The sequence below is a fragment of the Desulfuromonas thiophila genome (genome assembly GCF_900101955.1).
Classification (GTDB): Bacteria; Desulfobacterota; Desulfuromonadia; order Desulfuromonadales; family Desulfuromonadaceae; genus Pseudodesulfuromonas; species Pseudodesulfuromonas thiophila.
In genome coordinates this window covers 1-22335 of sequence record NZ_FNAQ01000018.1, presented here as the reverse complement: position 1 = coordinate 22335, position 22335 = coordinate 1, and the positions used below count along the sequence as shown (strand labels likewise).

14 protein-coding genes and 5 pseudogenes are annotated in these 22335 nt (G+C 40.2%); 16 read left to right on the top strand and 3 right to left on the bottom strand.

Annotated elements, in window-relative coordinates:
- Window positions 1–28 precede the first annotated feature (28 nt).
- From BLR80_RS11105 to nth, 10 genes and pseudogenes are all read left to right on the top strand, one after another.
- Window positions 29–2401: a penicillin-binding protein 1A gene (locus BLR80_RS11105; RefSeq protein WP_092080084.1), complete on the top strand. Its 2373-nt coding sequence runs from the start codon at window positions 29–31 to the stop codon at window positions 2399–2401.
- Window positions 2402–2464: 63 nt separating this feature from the next.
- Window positions 2465–3808: a chromosomal replication initiator protein DnaA gene (dnaA, locus tag BLR80_RS11100; protein WP_092080081.1), complete on the top strand. Its 1344-nt coding sequence runs from the start codon at window positions 2465–2467 to the stop codon at window positions 3806–3808.
- 682 nt (window positions 3809–4490) lie between these two features.
- Window positions 4491–5237 (top strand): annotated as a pseudogene (locus BLR80_RS13420) (IS5 family transposase); the annotation flags it as partial.
- Window positions 5238–5619: 382 nt separating this feature from the next.
- Window positions 5620–6717, top strand: a complete 1098-nt coding sequence (dnaN, locus tag BLR80_RS11085) for a DNA polymerase III subunit beta (RefSeq protein WP_092080072.1) — start codon at window positions 5620–5622, stop codon at window positions 6715–6717.
- Between the two features lies 1 nt (window position 6718).
- The gene (gene gyrB / locus BLR80_RS11080; protein WP_092080069.1) at window positions 6719–9082 is read left to right on the top strand and encodes a DNA topoisomerase (ATP-hydrolyzing) subunit B; all 2364 of its coding nucleotides are present in this window, start codon (window positions 6719–6721) and stop codon (window positions 9080–9082) included.
- 10 nt (window positions 9083–9092) lie between these two features.
- A complete protein-coding gene (gene gyrA / locus BLR80_RS11075) occupies window positions 9093–11588 on the top strand; it encodes a DNA gyrase subunit A (protein ID WP_092080066.1) in 2496 nt (831 codons plus the stop codon).
- Complete coding sequence (locus tag BLR80_RS11070) at window positions 11578–12621, top strand: NAD(P)H-dependent glycerol-3-phosphate dehydrogenase (protein ID WP_092080151.1); 1044 nt, start codon at window positions 11578–11580, stop codon at window positions 12619–12621. Before gyrA ends, BLR80_RS11070 begins: the two co-directional genes overlap by 11 nt.
- Before the next feature lie 157 nt (window positions 12622–12778).
- Window positions 12779–13995: pseudogene (locus tag BLR80_RS11065) on the top strand (ISL3 family transposase).
- Between the two features lie 202 nt (window positions 13996–14197).
- Window positions 14198–14953 (top strand): endonuclease/exonuclease/phosphatase family protein, encoded by a 756-nt coding sequence (locus tag BLR80_RS12770; protein WP_143012148.1) that lies wholly within the window; start codon window positions 14198–14200, stop codon window positions 14951–14953.
- Window positions 14940–15593, top strand: a complete 654-nt coding sequence (gene nth, locus BLR80_RS11060; RefSeq protein WP_216095215.1) for an endonuclease III — start codon at window positions 14940–14942, stop codon at window positions 15591–15593. The genes BLR80_RS12770 and nth overlap by 14 nt, the downstream gene beginning before the upstream one ends.
- Window positions 15594–15920: 327 nt before the next feature.
- On the opposite strand, the gene BLR80_RS11055 is transcribed toward nth, so the two are convergent.
- On the bottom strand, window positions 15921–17141 hold the full coding sequence (locus BLR80_RS11055) for an ISL3 family transposase (protein ID WP_092080063.1): 1221 nt from the start codon (window positions 17139–17141) through the stop codon (window positions 15921–15923).
- Between the two features lie 1001 nt (window positions 17142–18142).
- Here BLR80_RS11055 and rpmH point away from each other — a divergent pair.
- The 4 genes from rpmH to yidC are packed head-to-tail and all read left to right on the top strand — an operon-like array spanning window position 18143 to window position 20402.
- Window positions 18143–18292, top strand: coding sequence for a 50S ribosomal protein L34 (gene rpmH / locus BLR80_RS11050; protein ID WP_092080060.1), 150 nt, complete (start codon window positions 18143–18145; stop codon window positions 18290–18292).
- 7 nt (window positions 18293–18299) lie between these two features.
- Window positions 18300–18638 (top strand): ribonuclease P protein component, encoded by a 339-nt coding sequence (gene rnpA / locus BLR80_RS11045; protein ID WP_092080057.1) that lies wholly within the window; start codon window positions 18300–18302, stop codon window positions 18636–18638.
- Complete coding sequence (gene yidD / locus BLR80_RS11040) at window positions 18635–18841, top strand: membrane protein insertion efficiency factor YidD (protein ID WP_092080053.1); 207 nt, start codon at window positions 18635–18637, stop codon at window positions 18839–18841. The genes rnpA and yidD overlap by 4 nt, the downstream gene beginning before the upstream one ends.
- Window positions 18842–18845: 4 nt before the next feature.
- On the top strand, window positions 18846–20402 hold the full coding sequence (gene yidC / locus BLR80_RS11035; protein ID WP_092080050.1) for a membrane protein insertase YidC: 1557 nt from the start codon (window positions 18846–18848) through the stop codon (window positions 20400–20402).
- Window positions 20403–20521: 119 nt separating this feature from the next.
- Here yidC and BLR80_RS11030 read toward each other — a convergent pair.
- Together BLR80_RS11030 and istB are read right to left on the bottom strand one after the other, a co-directional pair.
- A pseudogene (locus BLR80_RS11030) lies at window positions 20522–20998 on the bottom strand (transposase).
- Between the two features lie 42 nt (window positions 20999–21040).
- Window positions 21041–21544, bottom strand: a pseudogene (gene istB / locus BLR80_RS11025) (IS21-like element helper ATPase IstB); the annotation flags it as partial.
- Between the two features lie 66 nt (window positions 21545–21610).
- Between istB and BLR80_RS11020 the strand changes: the two are divergent.
- Window positions 21611–22003: pseudogene (locus tag BLR80_RS11020) on the top strand (IS21 family transposase); the annotation flags it as partial.
- Between the two features lie 67 nt (window positions 22004–22070).
- A partial coding sequence (locus BLR80_RS12765; protein ID WP_143012147.1) for a transposase occupies window positions 22071–22335 on the top strand: 265 nt, incomplete at its 3' end.

Here is a 22335-nt window from a genome sequence, read left to right as displayed (position 1 = left end):
GCGTTTCTGTCGCGCCGGATACTCTGATATGTTTTGGGTAAAAAAAATTTTCTGGTGGTTGTTCTACTTGACAGCTGCCGGTACGCTGGTGGGCCTGACTGCTCTGCTTACAGCCTACGTACTGGTATTGGAAACCTTGCCCCAGATGGATAGGCTGGAGGATTATCAGCCTCCTGTTATCACCCGCATCTACAGCAACGACGGCACACCGATCGCGGAATTTTATCGTGAACGGCGCATTATTGTTCCGGTCAGCCAGATGCCACAAGCCCTGATCGAGGCTTTTGTCTCGGCTGAAGACGCCAATTTTTTTGAACATCAAGGGGTCGATCTGGTATCCATCGGTCGTGCTGCCTTGCGTAATCTGCAGGCCGGCGGCATTGTGCAGGGTGGCAGCACCATAACCCAACAGGTCGCCAAAAGCCTGCTGCTGACGCCGGAACGAAAATTTTCGCGCAAATTCAAGGAGGCCATTCTCGCTTGGCGCATCGAGCAACGTTTCAGTAAAACAGAGATTCTCCACCTCTATCTGAACCAAATTTATCTGGGCCATGGCGCCTACGGCGTCCAGGCGGCAGCGGAAAACTATTTCGCCAAGGATATCAAAGACCTCTCCCTAGCGGAATGTGCCCTCTTGGCTGGGCTCCCCCAGGCCCCAAGCCGCTATTCGCCTTATCACAACCTGACGGGAGCACGAGAGCGACAGCGCTATGTCTTGCAGCGCATGGTCAATGAGGGCTTCATCACCAGCGAGCAGGCTGATCAAGCACGAAACGAAGAACTTACCATTCATGCCCGAAACCAGAATTTCCTCAAGGAAACCGGATATTTTACCGAGCAGGTTCGCCGTTACCTGGAGCAAACCTATGGCTCCGACCAGCTTTATACTGCCGGCTTGCAAGTCTACACGAGTCTTGACCTCGCCAAGCAGCAAGCAGCGCATCAGGCTGTACGCGCCAATCTGCGGGAATACCAACGCCGTCACGGTTTTCCCATGCCAAGCAGAATCATCCGGCCGACTGAGCAGGAAGATTTTCTTTCCCGTCAGGCACTGCAGGCCTTACAGCCACATGCGGAGTTGGAAGTCTTGGTCACCGATCGTGATCAGCAAGGACTCCATATCCGCTATGGTGCGGCCCAGGGGCTGATTCCACAAGATCGCATCAAATGGTTGGAACCTTTTCAGCTTGTAGACAACGCCACCGAGACACCAGGTGAAATCACCCGTAAGATTCCGCGTGGAGCACTGGTACGCATTCGGGTTATCCAGCAAGACAGGCAGCCTTTTCTTGCAGACTTACTGCCAGAACCACAGGCCCAAGGAGCTCTGGTTGCCCTTGAGCCGGATACAGGATTTGTCTTGGCCATGGTTGGCGGATACGATTTTACAGACAGTCAGTTTAATCGGGTGACTCAGGCAAAGCGTCTGCCAGGATCAGCCATTAAACCCCTAATTTATGCTGCAGCACTGGACCGAGGTTTCACTGCCGCTTCAGTTGTTATTGATTCTCCGGTTATCTACAATCGCACCAGCAGTGACGGCCGACGTGAACGCTGGCAACCCAAAAACTATAACAATCGTTTTGCCGGTCCTACCTCACTACGCCAGGCATTAACCCAATCGAATAATGTGGTAACTGTTAAGCTTCTCGAAGAAATTGGTGTTGGATATACCCTGACCTATCTGAAGAAACTGGGCATTAAATCACCCCTCAACCGAGATTTAACCTTGGCTTTAGGTTCAAGTGCATTGACACCTCTTGAACTTGCTACAGCATACACAGTATTCGCTAATGGTGGCATTCGCATAGAACCCAGTTATATTCAGCGCGTTCTCGACCGCGAAGGACGCATACTTGAGTCCATCGATCCTGCAGATTTTCCTTCAGGACTTTTAGCCAATCAACGGTTGGTAAAGCCCCGTCGGCAGCGAGTTATATCTGAGGAAACAGCCTACCTGATTACAAATATGCTGGAATCAGTGGTCGAAGAAGGAACCGGGATCCGGGCCCGCAGTCTGAAACGCCCTAGTGCTGGCAAAACCGGAACGACTAATCAACTAAAAGATGCTTGGTATGTTGGTTATATTCCACAAATGGTAGCAGTAAGTTGGGTTGGCTATGACAAGGAAAAGCCTCTCGGGCCGCAAGAAACTGGAGCAAAAGCAGCAGCACCAGCTTGGATAAATTTTATGGTGGAGGCGTGCAAATCATGGCCTATTGAGGAATTCAAAATACCAGACAGAATTGAATTCCATCCTATTGACCGTACTTCAGGACTTCTTACAGCAGAAGACCAGCCGAACAGCTTTATTGAAGTGTTCGCGCCTGGAACCGCACCTCAGCGTTACGCCTCAGACAATCGGCAACCACAAGCGAAAGATTTTTTCCGTTGGGAATGAATCAGAAATTATCAAAACACTATATAAATAAAAACAACCAATTAAAAAGAAAAATATTCAATAATGATCAATTATCACGATTCAAATTTATGGCTTTCTATTCTAGATGTTCTAAAAAACTCAACAAGCGAGCAAAACTTTACAACATGGATCAAGCCAATAAAGTTCCTCGAATTTAAAAATAATACAATTACACTTTGTGTAAAAAATATATTTATAAAAAACTGGGTTGATAAAAACTACGTAGATTTAATAAAGACTGCAGCTTTTAAAAAACATAGTATTTCTGATATAAATATAAAAATAATTGTATCAGATAAATACATAGATGAAGACAAAAGAAATTCCAAAATAGATGAAAATACAATTAAAACGAAAGTTGATACAATAAATTCATACATTAATAAGGAATATACTTTCGAAAATTTTATTTCAGGAAATTCAAATCAGTTTGCTGCAGCGGCATCTCAGGCTGTGGCAAATAATCCAGCTACGGTTTATAATCCATTATTTATTTATGGAGGTGTAGGCCTCGGAAAAACACACCTTCTTCATGCTATAGGAAATTGCGTAATACAAAATAAAAAATTAAGAGCTTTTTATTATTCGTCAGAAAAATTCACTAATGAACTTATAAACTCAATTCGTTACGGTAAAATGGATGAATTTAGAAACAAGTTTAGAAATATAGATGTATTACTAATAGATGATGTACAATTTATAGCTGGAAAAGAAAGAACCCAGGAAGAGTTTTTCCACACATTTAATTCCTTATATGAATCACAAAAACAAATAGTTGTAACATCAGATAAATTCCCTAAAGAAATACCAGGATTAGAAGAAAGACTTAGATCGAGATTTGAATGGGGGCTGATAGCAGATATTCAACCACCAGACAATGAGACCAAACAAGCCATACTTGAAGCTAAAGCAGAAAAAAACAAGATAAAGCTTACTAAAGAAGTAACTGATTTTCTTGTAAACTCTGTTATTAGCAATATTAGGGAATTAGAAGGTTACATTGTAAGATTAGGTGCATATGCCAGTTTAACATCAACAGAAATTACCGTCGAAATGGCAAAAGAAATTCTTAAAGATATAATTATAGAAAAATCTTCTATCGTAACCATTGAAGACATACAGAAAAAAGCATGTCAACATTTCAATATAAAAATTTCCGATCTAAAGTCTTCTAAAAGAGCGAAAAAATATGTCGTTCCAAGACAGATAAGCATGTATCTATGCCGTCAATTAACAGATTGCTCATATCCCGAAATTGGTGAACATTTTGGTGGGAAGGATCATTCTACAGTAATTCATTCAATAAAGAAAATTGAGGCTGAAATGGAGACAAATCAAATATTAAAAAACATAATCAGGAATATAAAATCTACTTTAGTAGTATAATTTTCGTCTACGTATAAAAACTAAATACATATTACTTAATTTTTACACTAAAGTAATATTATATATAGCGTCAAATATTACACAGTAATAAGCCGATAGCATGCCTTTTATTTTTTTAAACAAAACCGCAGGTCCGCTGATGGGCTAAATTAACGTCGTAAGAGACCAATTCAGGCCAAAAAGAAACACTGCCGTGGAAAAATGATTGAAGCGCAAAAGAAAGGAAGATTCTCCAGCTCAATAAAGACATCATCCGTGACCACCGGGGAAATATAAAGCGAAACACGATTGGGGAGATCCACAACTAGGTTTTAGAAGCTAAAGCGGATCGCCTATGCAAAACACTGAAAAGTATCAGTGCCATAAGGCCCGTACCGATAGCCGTGTCGGCTAGGTCACCCTGTTGATAATCAAGCTAGGGCAACAGACGTTCGAGATGACCATTTTCGAGCGTTCACGGAAGCGGGTGTCTTCGGTCAAGGAAGCGAATATTAAGATATATCCGTGCGGCGGATCAAAGATATCACCAAAGCGCTGTGGGGCACCAAGATCTGCTCAGGTACCATCATCTACCTTATAAAGAAGGAATAAGACAAGATCAAAAACCAAGGAGCGTTCTCATTTAAACGTATATTTTTTAGTTCCGATAAGGGGGATACCCGCCCCTCAAACGGAACAAAAAATGGACAGAGCAATCTTACGAGACGATCAGTCGAAACGTATTGCCCCATTACTCCCCAGAAAAAGCAGTGATTGCGGTGTTACTACCAAAGATAATCGGCTGTTTCTCGAGGCTGTTTTATGGGTCGCTCGAACAGGAGCCCCTTGGCGCGATCTCCCCAAGCATTATGGGCATTGGCATCATGTTTATGTCCGTTATGACCGTTTGTCTCGCAAAGGGGTTTGGCTGCGTATCTTTGAAACCATAGCCGATGATCCCGATTTGGAACACCTGATGATTGACAGAAGCATTGTCCGCGTCCATCACGCATGGCGCTGCGCAGAAAAAACATAAGCCCAGCAGGGGCACGGTCAATCCCACAGTGGATTGAGTACAAAAATCCATGCTGCCGTTGATGCTTTGGGCAATCCTATACGTCTTGTTCTGACTCAGGGCCAAACCTCAGAATATACCGTGGCCAAGGCGCTTATTTGTGGCTTGGAGGCTGAATATATCCTTACTGTCAAGGGATACGATTCAGACGATTTTATCCAGGCCATTCACTACAACGGAGCTCTCGCCGCTGTCCCGCCTTGTAGCCATCGCAAGAAGAAGCGTGATTACGATAGAAATATTTACAAAGAACGCAATCTGGTTGAGCATTTTTTCCAGAAAATCAAGAAATATCGCAGAATTGCAACGCGCTATGAACGTTTAGCGAGAAATTACAACTCAATGCCGATTTTAGATTCAACTCACATATGTTTAGATTTATTGGGAGGTTCCCTAGAACAACGAGTCATCGAGATAATTTCAGCTGCGTCTACTTCAACAGCATCATACTCAGGCGTTTTATAGTGGTAAAAGCTAACAATAACTCTGTGCAGATCGCCATTGGCAAAATAACAGGTGTAACCATAAGATCAATCATATCTATTTATGTATATAAAATATATTTAATATATTAAAACATCACCTTACTGGATAAAATACAAAGAAAAAACTATTCAACAATAAGTTCATCTAAACCACTATCTTTCCACAACTAACCAAAACAAAAAAAATAATAAAAACAACGTATTACAAAAATTATTAACACTAAACAGACACTATGAATATTTTTATAAAACAAAAAAAAGGAGCATAAAAAATGAACTTTTCTGTAGAAAAAAATGAAATTCTAAAAACAATTGGGTTAATGCAATCTATAATTGAAAAAAAGAAAACATTGCCCATATTATCAAATATATTAATTAACGTAGATAATGAAAAATCAACAATTGAAGCTACAGATTTAGAAATTACATTAATTTCAAAATTCAATTGTGAAACAATAAGAAAAGGATCAATAACTGTTCCAGCAAAAAAATTATATGATATCATTAAAGAATTACCAAATGAAAACATTAATATTGAAAAAATTGAAAATAATTTCATAAAGTTAAAAACCATTAAAACTGAATATAAATTACTTGGGTTACCTGAAGAAGAGTTTCCAAAAAAAACAATAATAAATAAAACAAGTAACATAAATATTGATAAAGAAATATTTATAAAAGCAATATCAATGACAAGTCCAACAATTAGTCAAGATGACACAAAATTCAATTTATGCGGTCTATATATTCAAAGAGAAGATAATAAAATAAATTTTGTATCTACAGATGGTCACAGATTATCTAAATATAGCACCGAAAAAATAAATGATTCTAGAATAGATAATGGAATAATTATTCCAAGAAAAGGGCTAATCGAAATAAAGAAAATTTTAGAACAATCAGAACTTATTAATATATATATAGAAAATAAATATATATTGATAGATAATGATATAGTAAATTTGTATGTAAGACTTATAGATGGCGAATTCCCTAACTATAAGAAAGTAATACCTGAAAAAAATAGTTTTCCGATAAAATTAAACAGACAACTTTTAAATGACGCAGTTAGAAGAATATCAATAATGAGTAACGATGTTACAAAAAATATTAGTCTAATTTTTTCAAACAAAATACTTATAATTGAAGCATCGAATAATGATTATGGTACAGCAGAAGAAAAAATAGAAATAGACTATACAGGTGATCAAATAAAAATTATTTTCAACTCTAGATATTTACTTGATTTGTTTAATTCTACAAACTGCGAAAATATAAATTTATATATAAAAGACAATATGTCGCCTTGTCTTTTTACTGATGGTGATTCGGAAAAATTTCTTTCTGTTATAATGCCTATGAGGTTATAAAATGAATAATTATACAGCAGATAATATAAAAATATTGGAAGGTCTAGAAGCAGTAAGAAAAAGACCAGCAATGTATATAGGTTCAACAAATGAACAAGGATTACACCATCTTGTTTATGAAGTTGTCGATAATTCAATAGATGAATCATTGGCCGGATTTTGTACAAATATAATATTAACAATAAATTTAGATAATTCAATAACTGTAGAAGATAATGGAAGAGGAATACCAGTTGATTTACATCCAACTGAAAACAAGCCTGCTGCAGAAGTCGTTATGACTATACTACACGCGGGAGGAAAATTTGATAATGATAGTTATAAAGTTTCAGGTGGATTACATGGTGTAGGTGTCTCCGTCGTAAACGCATTATCTAAAAAACTATATTTAGAAATTAGAAGGGAAAATAAATTTTATTGTCAAACATATGAATATGGTAAACCAGTAACTGATCTAAAATTTATTTCTGAGTCGAATAACAGAGGAACTAAAATAACTTTTTGGCCTGATGAATCAATATTTGAAACAACAGTTTTTTCATTCGAAATTCTAAGTAAAAGAATGAGAGAACTTGCTTTTCTTAATGCTGGTGTGAAGATTACAGTAAATGATAATAGATCCGAAAAAAAACAAGAGTTTTACTATGAAGGTGGGATAACATCATTTGTTGAATATTTAAATCGTGCTAAAAATCCTTTACACGATCATCCCATATATATAGAAGGTAATAGGGAAAAAATAAATATCGAAGTAGCTATACAATATAATGATAGTTACGATGAAAAAATATTCTCATTTGCAAATAATATAAATACACATGAAGGTGGTACACATCTAATTGGATTTAAAGCTGCTCTTACGCGAACTATGAATAGTTATGCCTCCTCAAATAATCTCTTAAAGAATGTAAAAGTTAATATCAGTGGCGAAGATTTAAGAGAAGGTTTGACTGCTATCATTTCTATTAAATTACCTAATCCTCAATTTGAAGGACAAACAAAAACAAAATTAGGTAATTCTGAAATTAAAGGATTCGTTGAGAGTCTAGTAAATGAAAAATTATCAGTCTATTTAGAAGAAAATCCTCAAGTTGCAAAAAAAATTCTTGAAAAAGGAATTGATGCTGCTAGGGCACGTGAAGCTGCGCGAAAAGCTCGAGATCTAACACGTCGAAAAGGAGCTCTAGATAGCCTTTCATTACCTGGAAAACTTTCTGACTGTCAGGAAAAAAATCCTTCTTTAAGTGAATTGTATATTGTCGAGGGTGATAGTGCAGGTGGTAGTGCAAAGCAAGGAAGAGATAGGGCTTTTCAGGCAATACTGCCATTAAAAGGTAAAATTCTTAACGTCGAAAAAGCAAGATTCGATAAAATGTTAACATCAAACGAGATTAGAACACTAATAACTGCATTAGGTACCGGAATAGGCAAAGATGATTATGATATAGATAAGATAAGATACCATAAAATAATAATAATGACTGATGCAGATGTTGATGGGTCACATATACGAACACTTTTATTGACTTTTTTTTATAGACAGATGCCTGAGTTGATAGAGAAAGGTTATTTATATATCGCACAGCCCCCCCTATATAAAATAAAAAAATCAAAAAAAGAAAATTACATAAAGGATGAAATGTCATTAGTGGATTACTTACTTGAATCTGGTGTGGAAGATATACACCTTGAGTATTTAGGAAAAAAATTACGCGGAAAACAAATAATACCTATTGTTAAAAATACTATTAAATTTAATGATTCATATACGAAGTTAGTAAATAAGGGAATAAATTCTTATGTATTAGATTTATTAATAAAAAACAAAGTTGCGAGAGATAGCCCTGATTTTGAAAACCTCCATTTTTTCTACGGTTTACTTGAAAATTTGTCAGTGTCGTCAAAATTCACTTTTTATGACAATCCACAGCGAATCATTTTTCGGTCAGGTAATATTAATGTTAGGATTGACAGTGATTATTTGAAATTGATATCGTCACAAGAATATAGCTATTTAATTCAACTTTATAGTGATATAGAACAGTACTATCAAATTAAATTTGACATTTATAAAAATGATCAGTTCATTACAAGCTGTAATGGTATTAAACAAGTTTATGAAGAAATATATGAAAGAAGTAAGAAAGGTATATATATACAAAGATATAAAGGTTTAGGTGAAATGAATCCGGAACAACTTTGGGAAACGACTATGGATCCAGAAAAAAGAATTCTATTGAAAGTTAAAATTTCAGATGTAATATCTGCAGATGAAGTATTTACAGTTTTAATGGGCGATTTAGTTGAGCCACGGCGTGAATTCATTGAAAAAAATTCTCTCAGTGTTTCGAATTTAGATATATGAGTGTGAAAATATGTTTGATAAAATAGTTGATGTAAATATAGAAAATGAAATGCGTAAGTCATATATGGACTACGCGATGAGTGTTATTATCGGAAGAGCATTACCTGATGTTCGCGATGGACTTAAACCTGTTCATCGAAGAATATTGTATGCAATGCATGAATTAAATAATGATTATAATAAGCCATATAAGAAGTCTGCTCGTGTTGTCGGTGACGTTATTGGTAAATATCACCCACATGGAGATTCTGCGGTTTATGATAGCATCGTTCGAATGGCGCAGCCATTTTCGATGAGACATCCACTTATTGATGGACAAGGAAATTTTGGTTCGGTTGATGGTGATTCTCCCGCAGCTATGCGTTATACAGAAATTAGGATGGATCGTTTAGCCCATGAAATTTTATCTGATATTGAAAAAGAAACAGTAGACTTTGGTAATAATTATGATGATTCATTAATTGAGCCCTTGGTTTTACCATGTAAAATACCTAATTTACTGATTAATGGTTCTGAAGGTATTGCTGTAGGTATGGCTACAAAAATACCACCACATAATCTTAAGGAAGTACTTGATTCATTAATTGCAATAATTAATGATCCATCAATAGATTTTGACGACTTGTTACAAATTATACCAGGTCCAGATTTTCCTACTGGTGCTTTTATTTTGGGTAGAGATGATATAATTGAAGCATATAAAACTGGAAGAGGTATACTTAAAGTAAGAGCTAAAGCTATAATAGAAATAGATAAACGTACTGGAAGGGAAAGTATTATAGTAAATGAAATACCTTATCAGGTGAATAAAGCTAAGTTAATAGAAAAAATTGCAGAATTAGTGAAAGAGAAAAAAATTGATGGAATTTCAGATCTGAGAGATGAGTCAGATCGTGATGGTATGCGTATAGTAATAGAATTAAAGAAAGATTCAGTTTCTGCAGTTGTTTTAAACCAACTTTATAAAATGACAACACTGCAAACATCTTTCGGAATTATTTTTTTAGCCATCGTATCTGGCCAACCAAGAATATTATCATTGAGGCAGATACTTGATTATTTTATTGAACATAGAAGAAATATTGTTACTAGAAGGTGTATATTTGAGCTTAGGAAAGCTGAAGAAAGAGCTCATATTTTAAGTGGTTTAAAAAAAGCTATCGATAATATTGATAATATTATAAAAATAATTAAAGAGTCAGAAAATTCACAAAACGCTAAAAATTCTTTGATATTAATATTCAAATTTTCAGATATTCAGGCTCAATCTATTCTGGATATGCGCTTACATAGATTAACAGGACTTGAAAGAGATAAGATTATTTCTGAGTATAATGATTTAGTTGCTCTTATTGATAGACTGAAAATTATCTTAGGAAGTGAAATTGAAATTCTAAATGTCATTAAAGAAGAGTTTATTGAGTTAAGGGATAAATATTCAAATCCTCGTAGAACTGAAATTGTTAGTGCTGGAAAAGATTTAACTTTAGAAGATTTTATAGTTGAAGAAGATATGGTAGTTACGGTTACACATTCTGGTTATATAAAAAGAAATGCAGTTTCTTTGTATAGATCTCAAAAAAGAGGAGGCAAAGGAAAAACTGGTATTAAACCGAAGGAAGAAGACTTCGTAGAACATTTATTTATTGCCTCGACGCATTCATATATTTTAGTTTTCACTGATACTGGTAAAGTTTACTGGCTTAAAGTACATGAAATTCCTCAAGGAGGAAGATCAGCACGCGGTAAGGCAATAGTTAATTTATTACAGTTAGACCAAAATGAAAAAATAATGACAATATTGCCGGTTAAAGAATTTGCAGAAGATAAATTTATTATCGCATGTACTAAAAAAGGAATTGTTAAAAAAACAGATTTGATGTCATATTCAAATCCGAGACAAGGTGGTATCATAGCAATGACAATAGATAGTGATGATTGTCTTGTTTCAACTAGAATTACTTCCGGTAATATGGACCTATTATTAGCAAGTTATTGCGGAAAATCTATCAGATTTAATGAAATTGAAGTTAGACCTATGGGGCGGATTGCGCGAGGTGTTCGTGGCATGAGTCTTGAGGATGGAGATTTTATTATTGGCATGGAAGCTGTTACCGAAGATATTAATGCAACTCTTGTTAGTGTTACTGAACGTGGTTACGGTAAACGCACTCATATTAATGAATATAGAAAACAATCGCGTGGTGGAAAAGGTATTATTACAATAAAAACATCAGATAGAAACGGGGCTGTAGTAGATGTTAAACTTGTTTCTTCTGATGAAGATTTAATGTTTATAACGGATAAGGGTAAAATTCTTAGAACTAGTGTTCATAGTCTCTCTATTATTGGTCGAAATACACAAGGTGTTCGTTTGATGGTTCTCGAACCTTCTGAACGTGTTGTTGCAGTTGCTAAGTTGGCCGAGAAGGATGAGGACTTAATTAATACTATTGATTTGCTCGACTGTGATTCAGATGAGGAGTTTGATGACGATGAGGAATGATCGTCTTAAATTTAAATCTGAACTGATAGGAGTTGTGGGAGCTGGTAGCTGGGGAACAAGTCTCGCTACTCTGCTATCATCTAATGGTCATGACGTTGTATTGTGGTGTTATGAGAATGAACTTGTTGCAGACTTAGATTTACATCGACAAAATAAAAAATATTTACCAGATATATATCTTGATGAAAAAATAAGATTTACAAATAAACTTGAAGATGTGTTTAGTTTGCCATACGTTTTACTAGTTTCTCCAACACAATTTTCGAGAAAAATAATTGAAAGTGGTGTTGATTTTATACAGAAAAATTCAACTATTATTTCTGCTTCAAAGGGTATAGAACAAAACACACTTAGTACTATGAGTGATGTTGTTCGTAATATAATACCGGATAGTTTATCGGCATCTTATGCCGTTTTGTCAGGACCAACATTTGCAATGGAAGTTGCCCAAGGTAAACCAAGTGCAGTTGTTGTTGCATCTAAAAATATCGAAAAAGCCAGTATTTTGCAGGCAATATTCAGTAATAGCAATTTTAGGGTTTATACTAATTGTGATGTTATTGGAGTTGAATTAGCTGGTGCATTAAAAAATGTAATTGCTCTAGCTGCTGGAATTAGTGATGGTTTGGGGTATGGATTTAATGCTCGTGCTGCTTTGATAACTCGAGGATTAGCAGAAATTCGTCGTCTTGGTTTACGTTGCGGTGCGCTTAATCATACTTTTGCAGGATTAGCTGGTATGGGAGATTTGGTATTAACTTGTACTGGTGAGTTGTCTCGTAATAGATATGTTGGTATTAAATTAGGGCAAGGTATGATATTAAGTGATATCCTTGCTGAAATGTCTATGGTCGCTGAAGGTGTTAAAACAACTTTATCAGCCTATTTACTTGCTAGAAAATACAACGTTGAAGTACCAATTATTGAACAGATGTATATGATTCTTAATCAGGGTAAAAAACCCCAAGATGCTGTTCAGGAATTGATGAAGCGAGAATTACGGTCTGAAGATAATAGTGATTGTTTTCTTTGAATATTTTATTTATTGCGTCTGTCTATTAATTTATTACAGTTTTACAGCAAATAGAACAGACTGCTCTGTATACCGTTTTCGGGGCTCCTCGCTGTTTCAAGTGGGTAATGGTTTGAGAAGGTGATTCTTACTATAGCCCGGAGGTTTTTCTTTTGTCATGAACCCTGAATCCCTTTTTTGCTGTTCCCCCTGGAATTGCTCCGCCCTGGGAGGTCGTCGGCGTCGAATTTTCCCAGGAGAACAAGCGGCTCAATATTCGCATCGATTTCCCCCGTGGTGCCCAGTTCGTCTGCCCCACCTGTAGCGCCGAAGTCCCAGTTTACGACACGACCGAGAAGAGCTGGCGGCATTTGAACTTCTTCCAGTATGAGGCCTACCTGACCGCCCGGGTGCCTTGGGTGAAGTGCCCCAATGCCGGTTGTTGAGTCAAGCAGGTTCAGATCCCTTGGGCACGACCCGGCTCCGGCTTTATGCTTCTTTTGAGGCAGTGGTCATGGCCCTGGTTCGAGAGATGCCGGTCAAGGTAGCTGCGGCTCTGTTGGGCGAGCATGATACCCGCATCTGGCGGGTTCTCGATCATTATGTCTAATGTGCCCGTGCGCAAGAGAATCATTCAGAGGTGAAGCGCGTCGGCATTGACGAAACCTCCGCTAGAAGAGGCCAGGACTACATCTCCCTCTTCTTTGATCTGGACTTTCGGCGACTTCTGTTCGGGACCGAGGGAAAGAGTCATGAGACAGTCAGGGCCTTTGCGGAGGATCTCAAGGCCCACAAGGGCGATCCCGCCTACGTTACCGACACCTGCATCGACATCTAAGGCCTTCATCAAGGGGGTGAGCGAAGCCCTCCCCAACGTCGAAATCACCTTTGATCCGTTTCACCTGATTCAGCAGATGAACGACGCTCTGAGTAAAGTGCGTGCGGAAGAGGCTCAGATCTATCCGGAGATGATGAAAGGCAGCCGTTATGCCTACCTGAGAACCCGGAAAACCTGACCGAAAAACAGGATGAGACCTTGCCCGGCTGTCCAACTACCGGCTTAAGACGGCCCGAGCTTATCTTATCAAACTGGCTTTGCAGGATGTTTACTTCGCCACCACTTGCGAGGATGCCCAGGGACGGCTTACGGCCTGGTATAGCTGGGCGATCCGAAGCCAGATTGGCCAAGTCAAGAAAGTCGCCAAAACGATTAAGAACTATTGGAACGGAATCTTGGCCTGGTTCGACAGCAAGCTTTCCAACGGGTTTCTCGAAGCCGTTAACGGCCTCATCCAGGCAACCAAAAGAAGAGCTCGTGGGTATAGCTCCATCAAGAATCTGATCAACGTGGGTTACCTCATTGCAGGCAAGCTTGATATCAGGCTACCCACTTGAAACAGCGAGGATCCTGTTGTTTTGTATGATAACTAAACAATATCAGCTGGTTGTCTCTGAAGATTGATCTTTATGTAATTATATTTATAGATCTGCATCTACTTTTGCATGAAGATCGAAGAAAAATTTTTTATCGGTAAAAGATCTTATCGATTTAACTTTCACGACTTGGTGAATTTTTTATTTGTCTCCGGAGTATGTGATGCGAAATCTCCGCCTGTTATCTTTCAATCTTAAGGGCTTACGGGATTCAGCGTCATTTTTTTCTTGGATACGATCGCAGCAGGTTGATATAGTTGCTTTGCAATATGCAGATTTAGTCAGTCTTGATGAATTAGTTTTTTATACTGGTTTTTCACAAATTCGTGTCGGACAACGTTCCGGTTTAGCTCTGTTAGCTTCTGTGCCGATATTTCAGCAAGTTCAAGAATTTGATCTCGGGGCCGGTGCAAGTTGTCAGGTTGCAGATGTAAGATTTAGTATTTATCGTTTTTTGTTGGTTAATTTAAGGCTTTGTGGTGGGTTTTGGTTTCGACCTCAACAGTTGCACCGTTTATTTGGTCCAGATATTTTTCAGCGTTCTCATTTAGCTTTGCCTTGTATTTTAGTTGGTGATTTTTTTGATGGTATATGGCTTAGTATGTTTAATCCATTTCAACAAAACCTAAAACGTGTCGCTCCTTTCTGGTGTCGAGCAACATATCCGGCTTGCTTTCCTCTTATCGCTCGGGACCGTATTTATAAGATGAATGGGATTCTGGTAAATCAGGTAGAAATCTTATATTGTATACGAGAGAGATTTTTATGTAGTCACTTACCCTTATTTCTAAATTTTACATTGTCACAGGATTTTATATCTCTACCTGTTGGTTTAAAATTATTTGATAAATTTAAATCAGTACCGGGAAACACTTTTATGAACTTGCGCTCTGTTGATAATTTTTATGTTGGTTCGTGAAACTATGGCTTGTGATGGAATTTCTCAGATTCTTAATTATTTGCTGAGTTGTTATCCCCAAGCTGCTTGTTCGTTAAATTTCCAAAATCCGTACGAATTGTTGATTTCAACTATTCTTTCTGCGCAAACAACCGATGTTCGTGTAAATCAGGTTACTAAAGAATTGTTCATATATTATTCAGATCCCTTTAAGTTGGCCTCAGCTAAAATTGATAATATAGAACAGATTTTGCGATCTATAGGTTGTTACCGTGTTAAGTCCCGTAATATTATTTTGTGTGCACAACAATTAGTTAATCAATTCAATGGTGTTGTTCCGAAAAATTTTGAGGAATTAGTTAAACTGCCTGGGGTTGGTCGCAAAACAGCTAATGTTGTTTTAAGTAATGCATTTAATATACCGAGATTAGCCGTTGATACTCATGTGAGACGTGTTAGTTATCGGCTTGGATTATCTGATTCCACTGATGTTAGAGTAATTGAGCAAGATCTTTGCCGAAAAATAACACCAGAATTGTGGTGTAAAGTGTCACATTTGCTTATTTTTCATGGTCGCAACTGCTGCAAGGCCCGTCGCCCAGCTTGTTCGGAATGTTGTCTAATTCATTTGTGCCCAAAGAATATTAAATCCTTTCTTTGATTGAAAGATCTATTTATATCAGGCATCTGTTGAACTCCCGACTTTAGCGAGAGGCAGCTCCACGACGTAGGCAAGACAGGCGGTACCCAACCCGTGAATATCAGCGCGATCTACCGTCGTAAAAAGTGGCCCCGCTCATTCATGGCAGAGAGTAAACCATAGCTTTCAAGGAGCTGTGGTTTACTCTTGTAATTGTCAGACATATCAACTGGCTGTTGATAAACAGCCTGTAGAGCCCATGGACGGGCGATCAAAATCAATCATTGCTCCGCAATGAATTGATTTTGTGAGCAAGACGGAAATCGCATTTTCGAGTTCTTCGCTGTTTCAAGTGTGTTGAGGAAATTCGAGCTTGCCGGCAATCAGATACGCCATGGCAATCAGGTTGTCCGGATTCCGGTAGCCTCTCGCCTTGGCCTTGGCTGCCTGAACGAGGCTGTTGATTCCTTCCAGAAAGCCGTTGGTCAGGCGTGAGTCGAAGTAGCTCAGAATGCCCTGCCAGTGTTCTTTGACGGTTTTGGCCAGTTTGACGATCCGCTCGACCTTGCTGCGCACGGCACGGCGGTACCAGCTTTTCAGCAGGATTTCCGCCTCCTGGTGATTTTCGGCGCAGTAGACGATCTGCAGGCCCAGCTTGAGGATGTAGGCCTTGATGCTTCCCAGGTTGAAGCGGGTTAGGCTGCGCAGTCGTTGTTCCTGCTCCTCGGTCAGGCGGTCGGGGTTTTTCAGGAACAGATAGCGGGTCTTGCGCAGCTCTTCGGGGAACTGACGGGCCTCTTCCGCGCGGATCTTGCCCAGCACGTCGTTCATCAGCTTGATGACGTGGAACTGGTCGAAGGTCAGCGCCGCGTTGGGAAACTGCTCCTGCAGCCCCTTGATGAAGGATTTGGACATGTCGATGCAGGCGTCGGTGACGGCTTCCGGGTTGCCGCCATGCGTCTCGAAATCGGCGACGAAACGCTCCACCGTCGTGTGGTCCTTGCCGTGGGTTCCGAACAGCAACTTGCGGGCGTCCATGTCGAAGAAGAAGGTGACATAGTCCTGCCCCCGCCGGGCACTGGTTTCATCGGCACCCAGACGAGTCACGCCGCAGAAGTCCTCGGCGGCGCGGGCGGCATCGACATAGCTGCGAATGATCCGCCACAGCCGGGTGTCATGAACCTGCAGCAACTGTGCGATGGCATTGACCGGCATCTGCCGGGCCAAAGCCATCACCAGCGCTTCGAACAGCAAGGTGAAGCCGGAACCGGCGCGGGACCAGGGCGCGACCACCTGCTTGATACCGCAACCAGCGTTGGGGCAGTTGGTGCGCGGCACCCGGGCAGTCAGATAGGCTTCGTACTGGAAGAAGTTCAGGTGCCGCCAGGTTTTCTCGGTTGTGTCGTAAACCGACATCGGAGCGCCGCAAACAGGGCAGGCAAACTGCGCACCTCGGGGGAAATCGATACGGATGTCGAGACGTTTGCTTGCTTGAGAGAACTCAACGCCGACAACCTCCCAGGGAGGGGCAATTCCGAGCGCAACGGCAAAAAGTGCTTCAGGATTCATAGTGAAAAGCAAAACCTCCGGGCAGTGGTGAGAGTAACGCTCTCATACCATTACCCACATGGAATAGCGAGGAGCCCATTTTCGGCTTGCGTCATTAAAAAAACGGATGGGACTTTTTCAATATCTTGTTAATGCCTGATTTATGCGCCCTAAAAAGGTCTCATAATAAGCGGCCAGATCCTTCTTGTTACGACCCGAAGCGACTTGGAGCACACACGCCCTTGCTCTTGGTCCGAAACGATAGTGACGTAGTCATGCTGTTTGCGAAAAGCGGTCTCATCAATCTCGACGTGCTTGTGACTTTGTGATTCACGCCGTGCAAGTCCACGAGCGACGGCCCGCGACATGATGTCGTCGATGGCTTTCCAAGTGAGGTTTATCTACCGGGAAACAGCTTAAATGGAGGCCTCTCAGAGCCAGTTGATAACCAAAGCTTCGTACAGGGCCGTGAATCCCAGCTTGATTCTGACCAAGACACTTCGACAGTTACGACGGCGTGTTCCAGGCACTTAACGCGGGAGGCGTCGGCCACCAGCATGGTCTTGTACTGACAGTTGTCGAGGTGCTGCCATATTCACTGCCGCTTATTGTTGCCGGGGGCGGTTGCCCCGCACTTCGGATAAGTCAGGGTGATGGCCGGATCGTGTTCGACAAAAACACTGACCTCGCCGGCAGCGAGAGCGAGCTTTATTTCGGCGACCGAATGCCATGAATGTGAGCGTAAAGATCAGCATCTTTCATTGAAGAGACGCTAACCTACCAACTCTCTTTGGGGAAGGGCGATTTTGTGAGTAAGACGAAAAAGCGCAGTTTTGGCTTGTATGGTTGATGTGATCTAATATATTATTAGACGTTTTTGGTTGGCAATTTATTTGAAATTTAATTAGTTAATTAAATTTTATCATAAAATTTATAATTTTTCTTGTTTTTAAAGTTCTTGCCTTTTGACTTTTTTTTTTAGATGATGTCAGCTTGTTTTGCTAAACACATAGGAGGATTAAGTGAAACGTACATATCAACCAAGTCGTGTTAGCCGTAAGAGAACACATGGCTTTCGTCAGCGGATGTCAACCTCGAATGGACGTAACGTTCTTAATAGGAGAAGAGCTAAGGGGCGTAGGCGTCTTGTAGTTTCCATCCCAGTCAAGTAGATGGGTTGTGGCTAACTTGCTAGAGAAAAAAAATCTTGTTAAAAAAAAACAAGAGTATAATAGGGTATTTAAAGCTGGAATTAAATACAAATGTAAATATTTTGTTATATTCAAATGCTTAAATATTGATAGCCCTGCACGTTTAGGACTTGTTGTAAGTCGTAAAAACGGTAGGGCTTTTTTGCGTAATCGATTTAAAAGAGTTGTTAGAGCTTTTTTTAGGATGAATATCGAAAAATATTCTCCGAATTATGACTATGTTTATGTAGCAAAATGTGATCTTAGAGATATAGATAGCCGTTTTTTTTGGATTGATTTAGAAAATAGCCTGAAGCATATAAAATGAAAATTTCTATATTTATAATTGGTTTATATCAAAAATTTATTTCTCCATTTAAGCCACAATGTTGCAGATTTTTACCAACTTGTTCTGAATATTCTATTCAGGCAATTACTAAATATGGGTTTTTACGGGGTTTAGGTCTTTCTTTATATAGGATCGCACGTTGTCATCCTCTGTCTAAAGGCGGGTATGATCCACTAAGGTGAACTGATGGAAAATAAAAATACTATAATTGCAATAACTTTAATGGTTCTTGTTTGGTTTACTTTTTCCTTTTTGTTTCCTGGTAAGGATTCAGTCGATACTGCTGACCTTCAGGATATGGCAAGTAATATAACTTCTGCTGAAGATGAAAATAGGGATAATTTGATTCAGCCAGAAAAAGATTTTATTTCCATAACAAATGAACAAGCTGCAGGTAGTGAAATAATTTTTAATTCCGCTAATTATGATATTGTTTTTTCTGAAAATGAAGCATCGATAGAGAAAATTTGTTTTCCTAAATACCTAGAAAGCGCCAATAACTCGGAAAATGTATGTATAATTAATAGCCTTGGGGGTGGGCAGTACTTTCAAGATAATTTTTCCAACTATTTAAATGGTGGTGAATATCATCTTTATTCTAAAAATGATACAAATGTCGTTTTTCGAAAAGATGTAAAGGGTGTCGAGATATATAAAAATTTTTCTTTCGAAAAAGATTCATATATTATCAAGCTTTCCACCGAAGTAAAAAATTGTACAATCTCTTCTTTGCAAGACAGTTATTCCATAAAATTTTATAACAATATCAACAATAATAAATCTAAAAATCGATTTGATTTTGAGGGTTCTATTACTCTCCATAATGATGAGCTTGTTAAGGAAGACAAAGATGATCTAATTAATAGCCACACTAGTTATAGCGAAAAAACTCTTTGGTCTGGATTCACTCTTAAGTATTTTATGTCATTGTTTATAAATGCATCCAATAATGCACAAGTAGTTGTTAGTTGCAATGATAAATATTTTTTACATCAAATCAATTATCCTGAGTTTTCAGTTTTACCTGGAGAGACATTCACTTTTACCACGTTGCTTTACTCTGGACCAAAGGAAACTAATCAGCTTTCAAAATTTGACTATAATTTATCAAAGGCTGTCGATTTTGGTTTTTTTTCATTCCTCGCCAAACCTCTTCATTTTTTTCTAAATTATTTTTATAATATTGTAGGAAATTATGGAGTATCGATTATTCTTCTTACTGTAATCATAAAACTTATTTTCTGGCCTCTCACTCAGAAAAGTTATGTTTCAATGAAGGCTATGCAAAAGCTTCAGCCTGAAATGAAAAAAATTCGTGAAAAATATCGCACTGATCGTGAGGGACTTAATCGCGCTACAATGCAATTGTATCAGGAAAACCGGGTTAACCCTTTAGGTGGTTGTTTGCCAATGTTGGTTCAAATCCCTGTTTTTTTCGCTCTATATAAAGTTCTTCTTGATACAATTGAGTTGCGTCATGCTCCATTTATGCTGTGGATTACAGATCTTTCTGTTAAGGATCCTTATTTTGTTACGCCGGTCCTTATGGGTGTCACTATGTTTATACAGCAAAAGCTGACACCCTCTACAATGGATCCGATTCAGGCGAAGATGATGCTTGCCATGCCTGTCGTCTTTACTTTTCTTTTTCTTAATTTTCCTGCAGGACTTGTTCTTTACTGGTTAGTAAATAATCTTTTAACAATCTTGCAGCAATATCTCATATATAGGCGTGCTGATTAAGTTTTTGATTGTCTTATAGGAGGGCGCACTTGTTGCGCCCTTTTTTATAGGCTCTTCCCCCGATCGAGTGGGTAACACCTATCGGGCGATGCTTTTTGGGGCACAACTGTCTCACAGTTTCACAGCAAACATAACTGACCGTTCTGCGTAGCGTTTTCCTGCTTTGGCGGGTCAAATAGTTTGTAAAATCTCCTCGCTCGAACAAGTTCAGCAGCAATATCAATAATATACGTTGTAACGACGCGCTGATTTTCGACTGGAACTTTTGAAACGACAGCACTAGGTAGATAGGCGCACAGAATGATCCAGAACTGGGCCTTCACCGCGTTCATGGAGGTGCCGAGGATGCTCTTCACTTTCAGGTTCTGTCTGATCCACTTGAAGAAAAGCTCAATTTGCCAACGTTCCTTGTAGAGATCGGCACTCGTTCGTGCTGGTAGGTCCAGGGTATTGGTCACCAACGGATAGACGATGTTCGTTTCCGCGTCCCGATAGGTCACAAGCCGGAATGTTTCGGGAGGGTTTCCCCAGTCGGACTTCGCAGTCTTGCGCCATCCCCGCACTTTTGTGTCAACGGCAATCGACAACCGACTCACTTAACCGGCTCTTGGAAGTTGAAAATTGACCCATCTCCTGTGTCAGTCTTCAATTTGTGCCGTCGGTAGCGGGGTGGTCATGATTCCCGCTCTGCGCTTCTCTTTCAGACGATAGCTGTCGCCTCGGATCTGGATGACATGGGCATGGTGCAACAGTCTGTCCAGCATGGCCGATGTCAGGGCCGTGTTGCCGCCGAAGGCCTGCTCCCATTCGCCGAAGCTCAGATTCGAGGTCAGGATGACCGAGCCTTCTTCGTAGCGTTTGGCGATCACCTGGAAGAACAGGTTCGCCTGGGTGTCGCTGAAGGGCAGATACCCGATTTCATCGATGATCAGCAGTCTCGGCCCCAGCACGCTGCGTCGCAACACTTCTTTATAACGGCCTTGCCGCTGGGCGCTCTCCAGTTGCAGCATCAGGTCGGCAGCGGAGATGAAGCGCACCTTGACGCCGCACTGCGTGGCCCGATAGCCCAGGGTGAGGGCCAGATGGGTCTTGCCGGTGCCGCTGGGTCCGAGCAGGATGACGTTGTTAGCGGAAAAGTAAAAATGACCCACCTCGGCAACTGAAAATTGACCCACTCTTCCCTTATCCTAGCCGACCAGGAGGTCGGCATGATCGCAAAGGAAGAGTGTATGGAAATCAGAATTCTCAGCAAACAGGGCAAAAGCATCCGGGAGATCCATCGGATCACCGGGCATTCGCGCAACACCATCCGCAAGTTTCTGCGCTCGGCGGCCATGCCGACCTACAAGAAACGCGGACCACGCCCGGGAAAGCTTGATCCGTTCAAAACGTTTCTGGAAGAGCGGCAGAAAGCGGCCGCTCCCCATCGACTTCCGGCAACGGTACTGGCCCGGGAGATCCGGGAACTCGGCTATGACGGTTCAGAACGCATGGTCCGGCTTTTTCTGGCAGCATTGGCCCCGGTCAAGGAGTTAGAGCCCGTGGTGCGTTTCGAGACGGAACCGGGTCGGCAGATGCAAGCCGACTGGGTTGAACTGCGCATGGAGCGGCGCCGGTTTTCTTGGACACTGATTTGGGGTAATGTCCCCGTGTCCAAGGAGATTAACAATGACCAAACAGAACCAGAACGAAACCGTCACAGGACCGTTGGCCGAGGGGCAGCGCTGGAGTGCCGCCCGCAAGCGTGAAGTGGTCCTACGTCTGCTGCGGGGCGAATCCGTTGATGCGCTATCCCGCGAACTGAGCCTTGAGATCTACCGCCTGGAGCAGTGGCGAGAGAAAGCGCTGGCCGGGATCGACGAGTCGCTGAAAAAACGCCAGAATGATCCCGTCCAGACTGAACTCAACCAGGCCATGCGCCGGATCGGCGAGT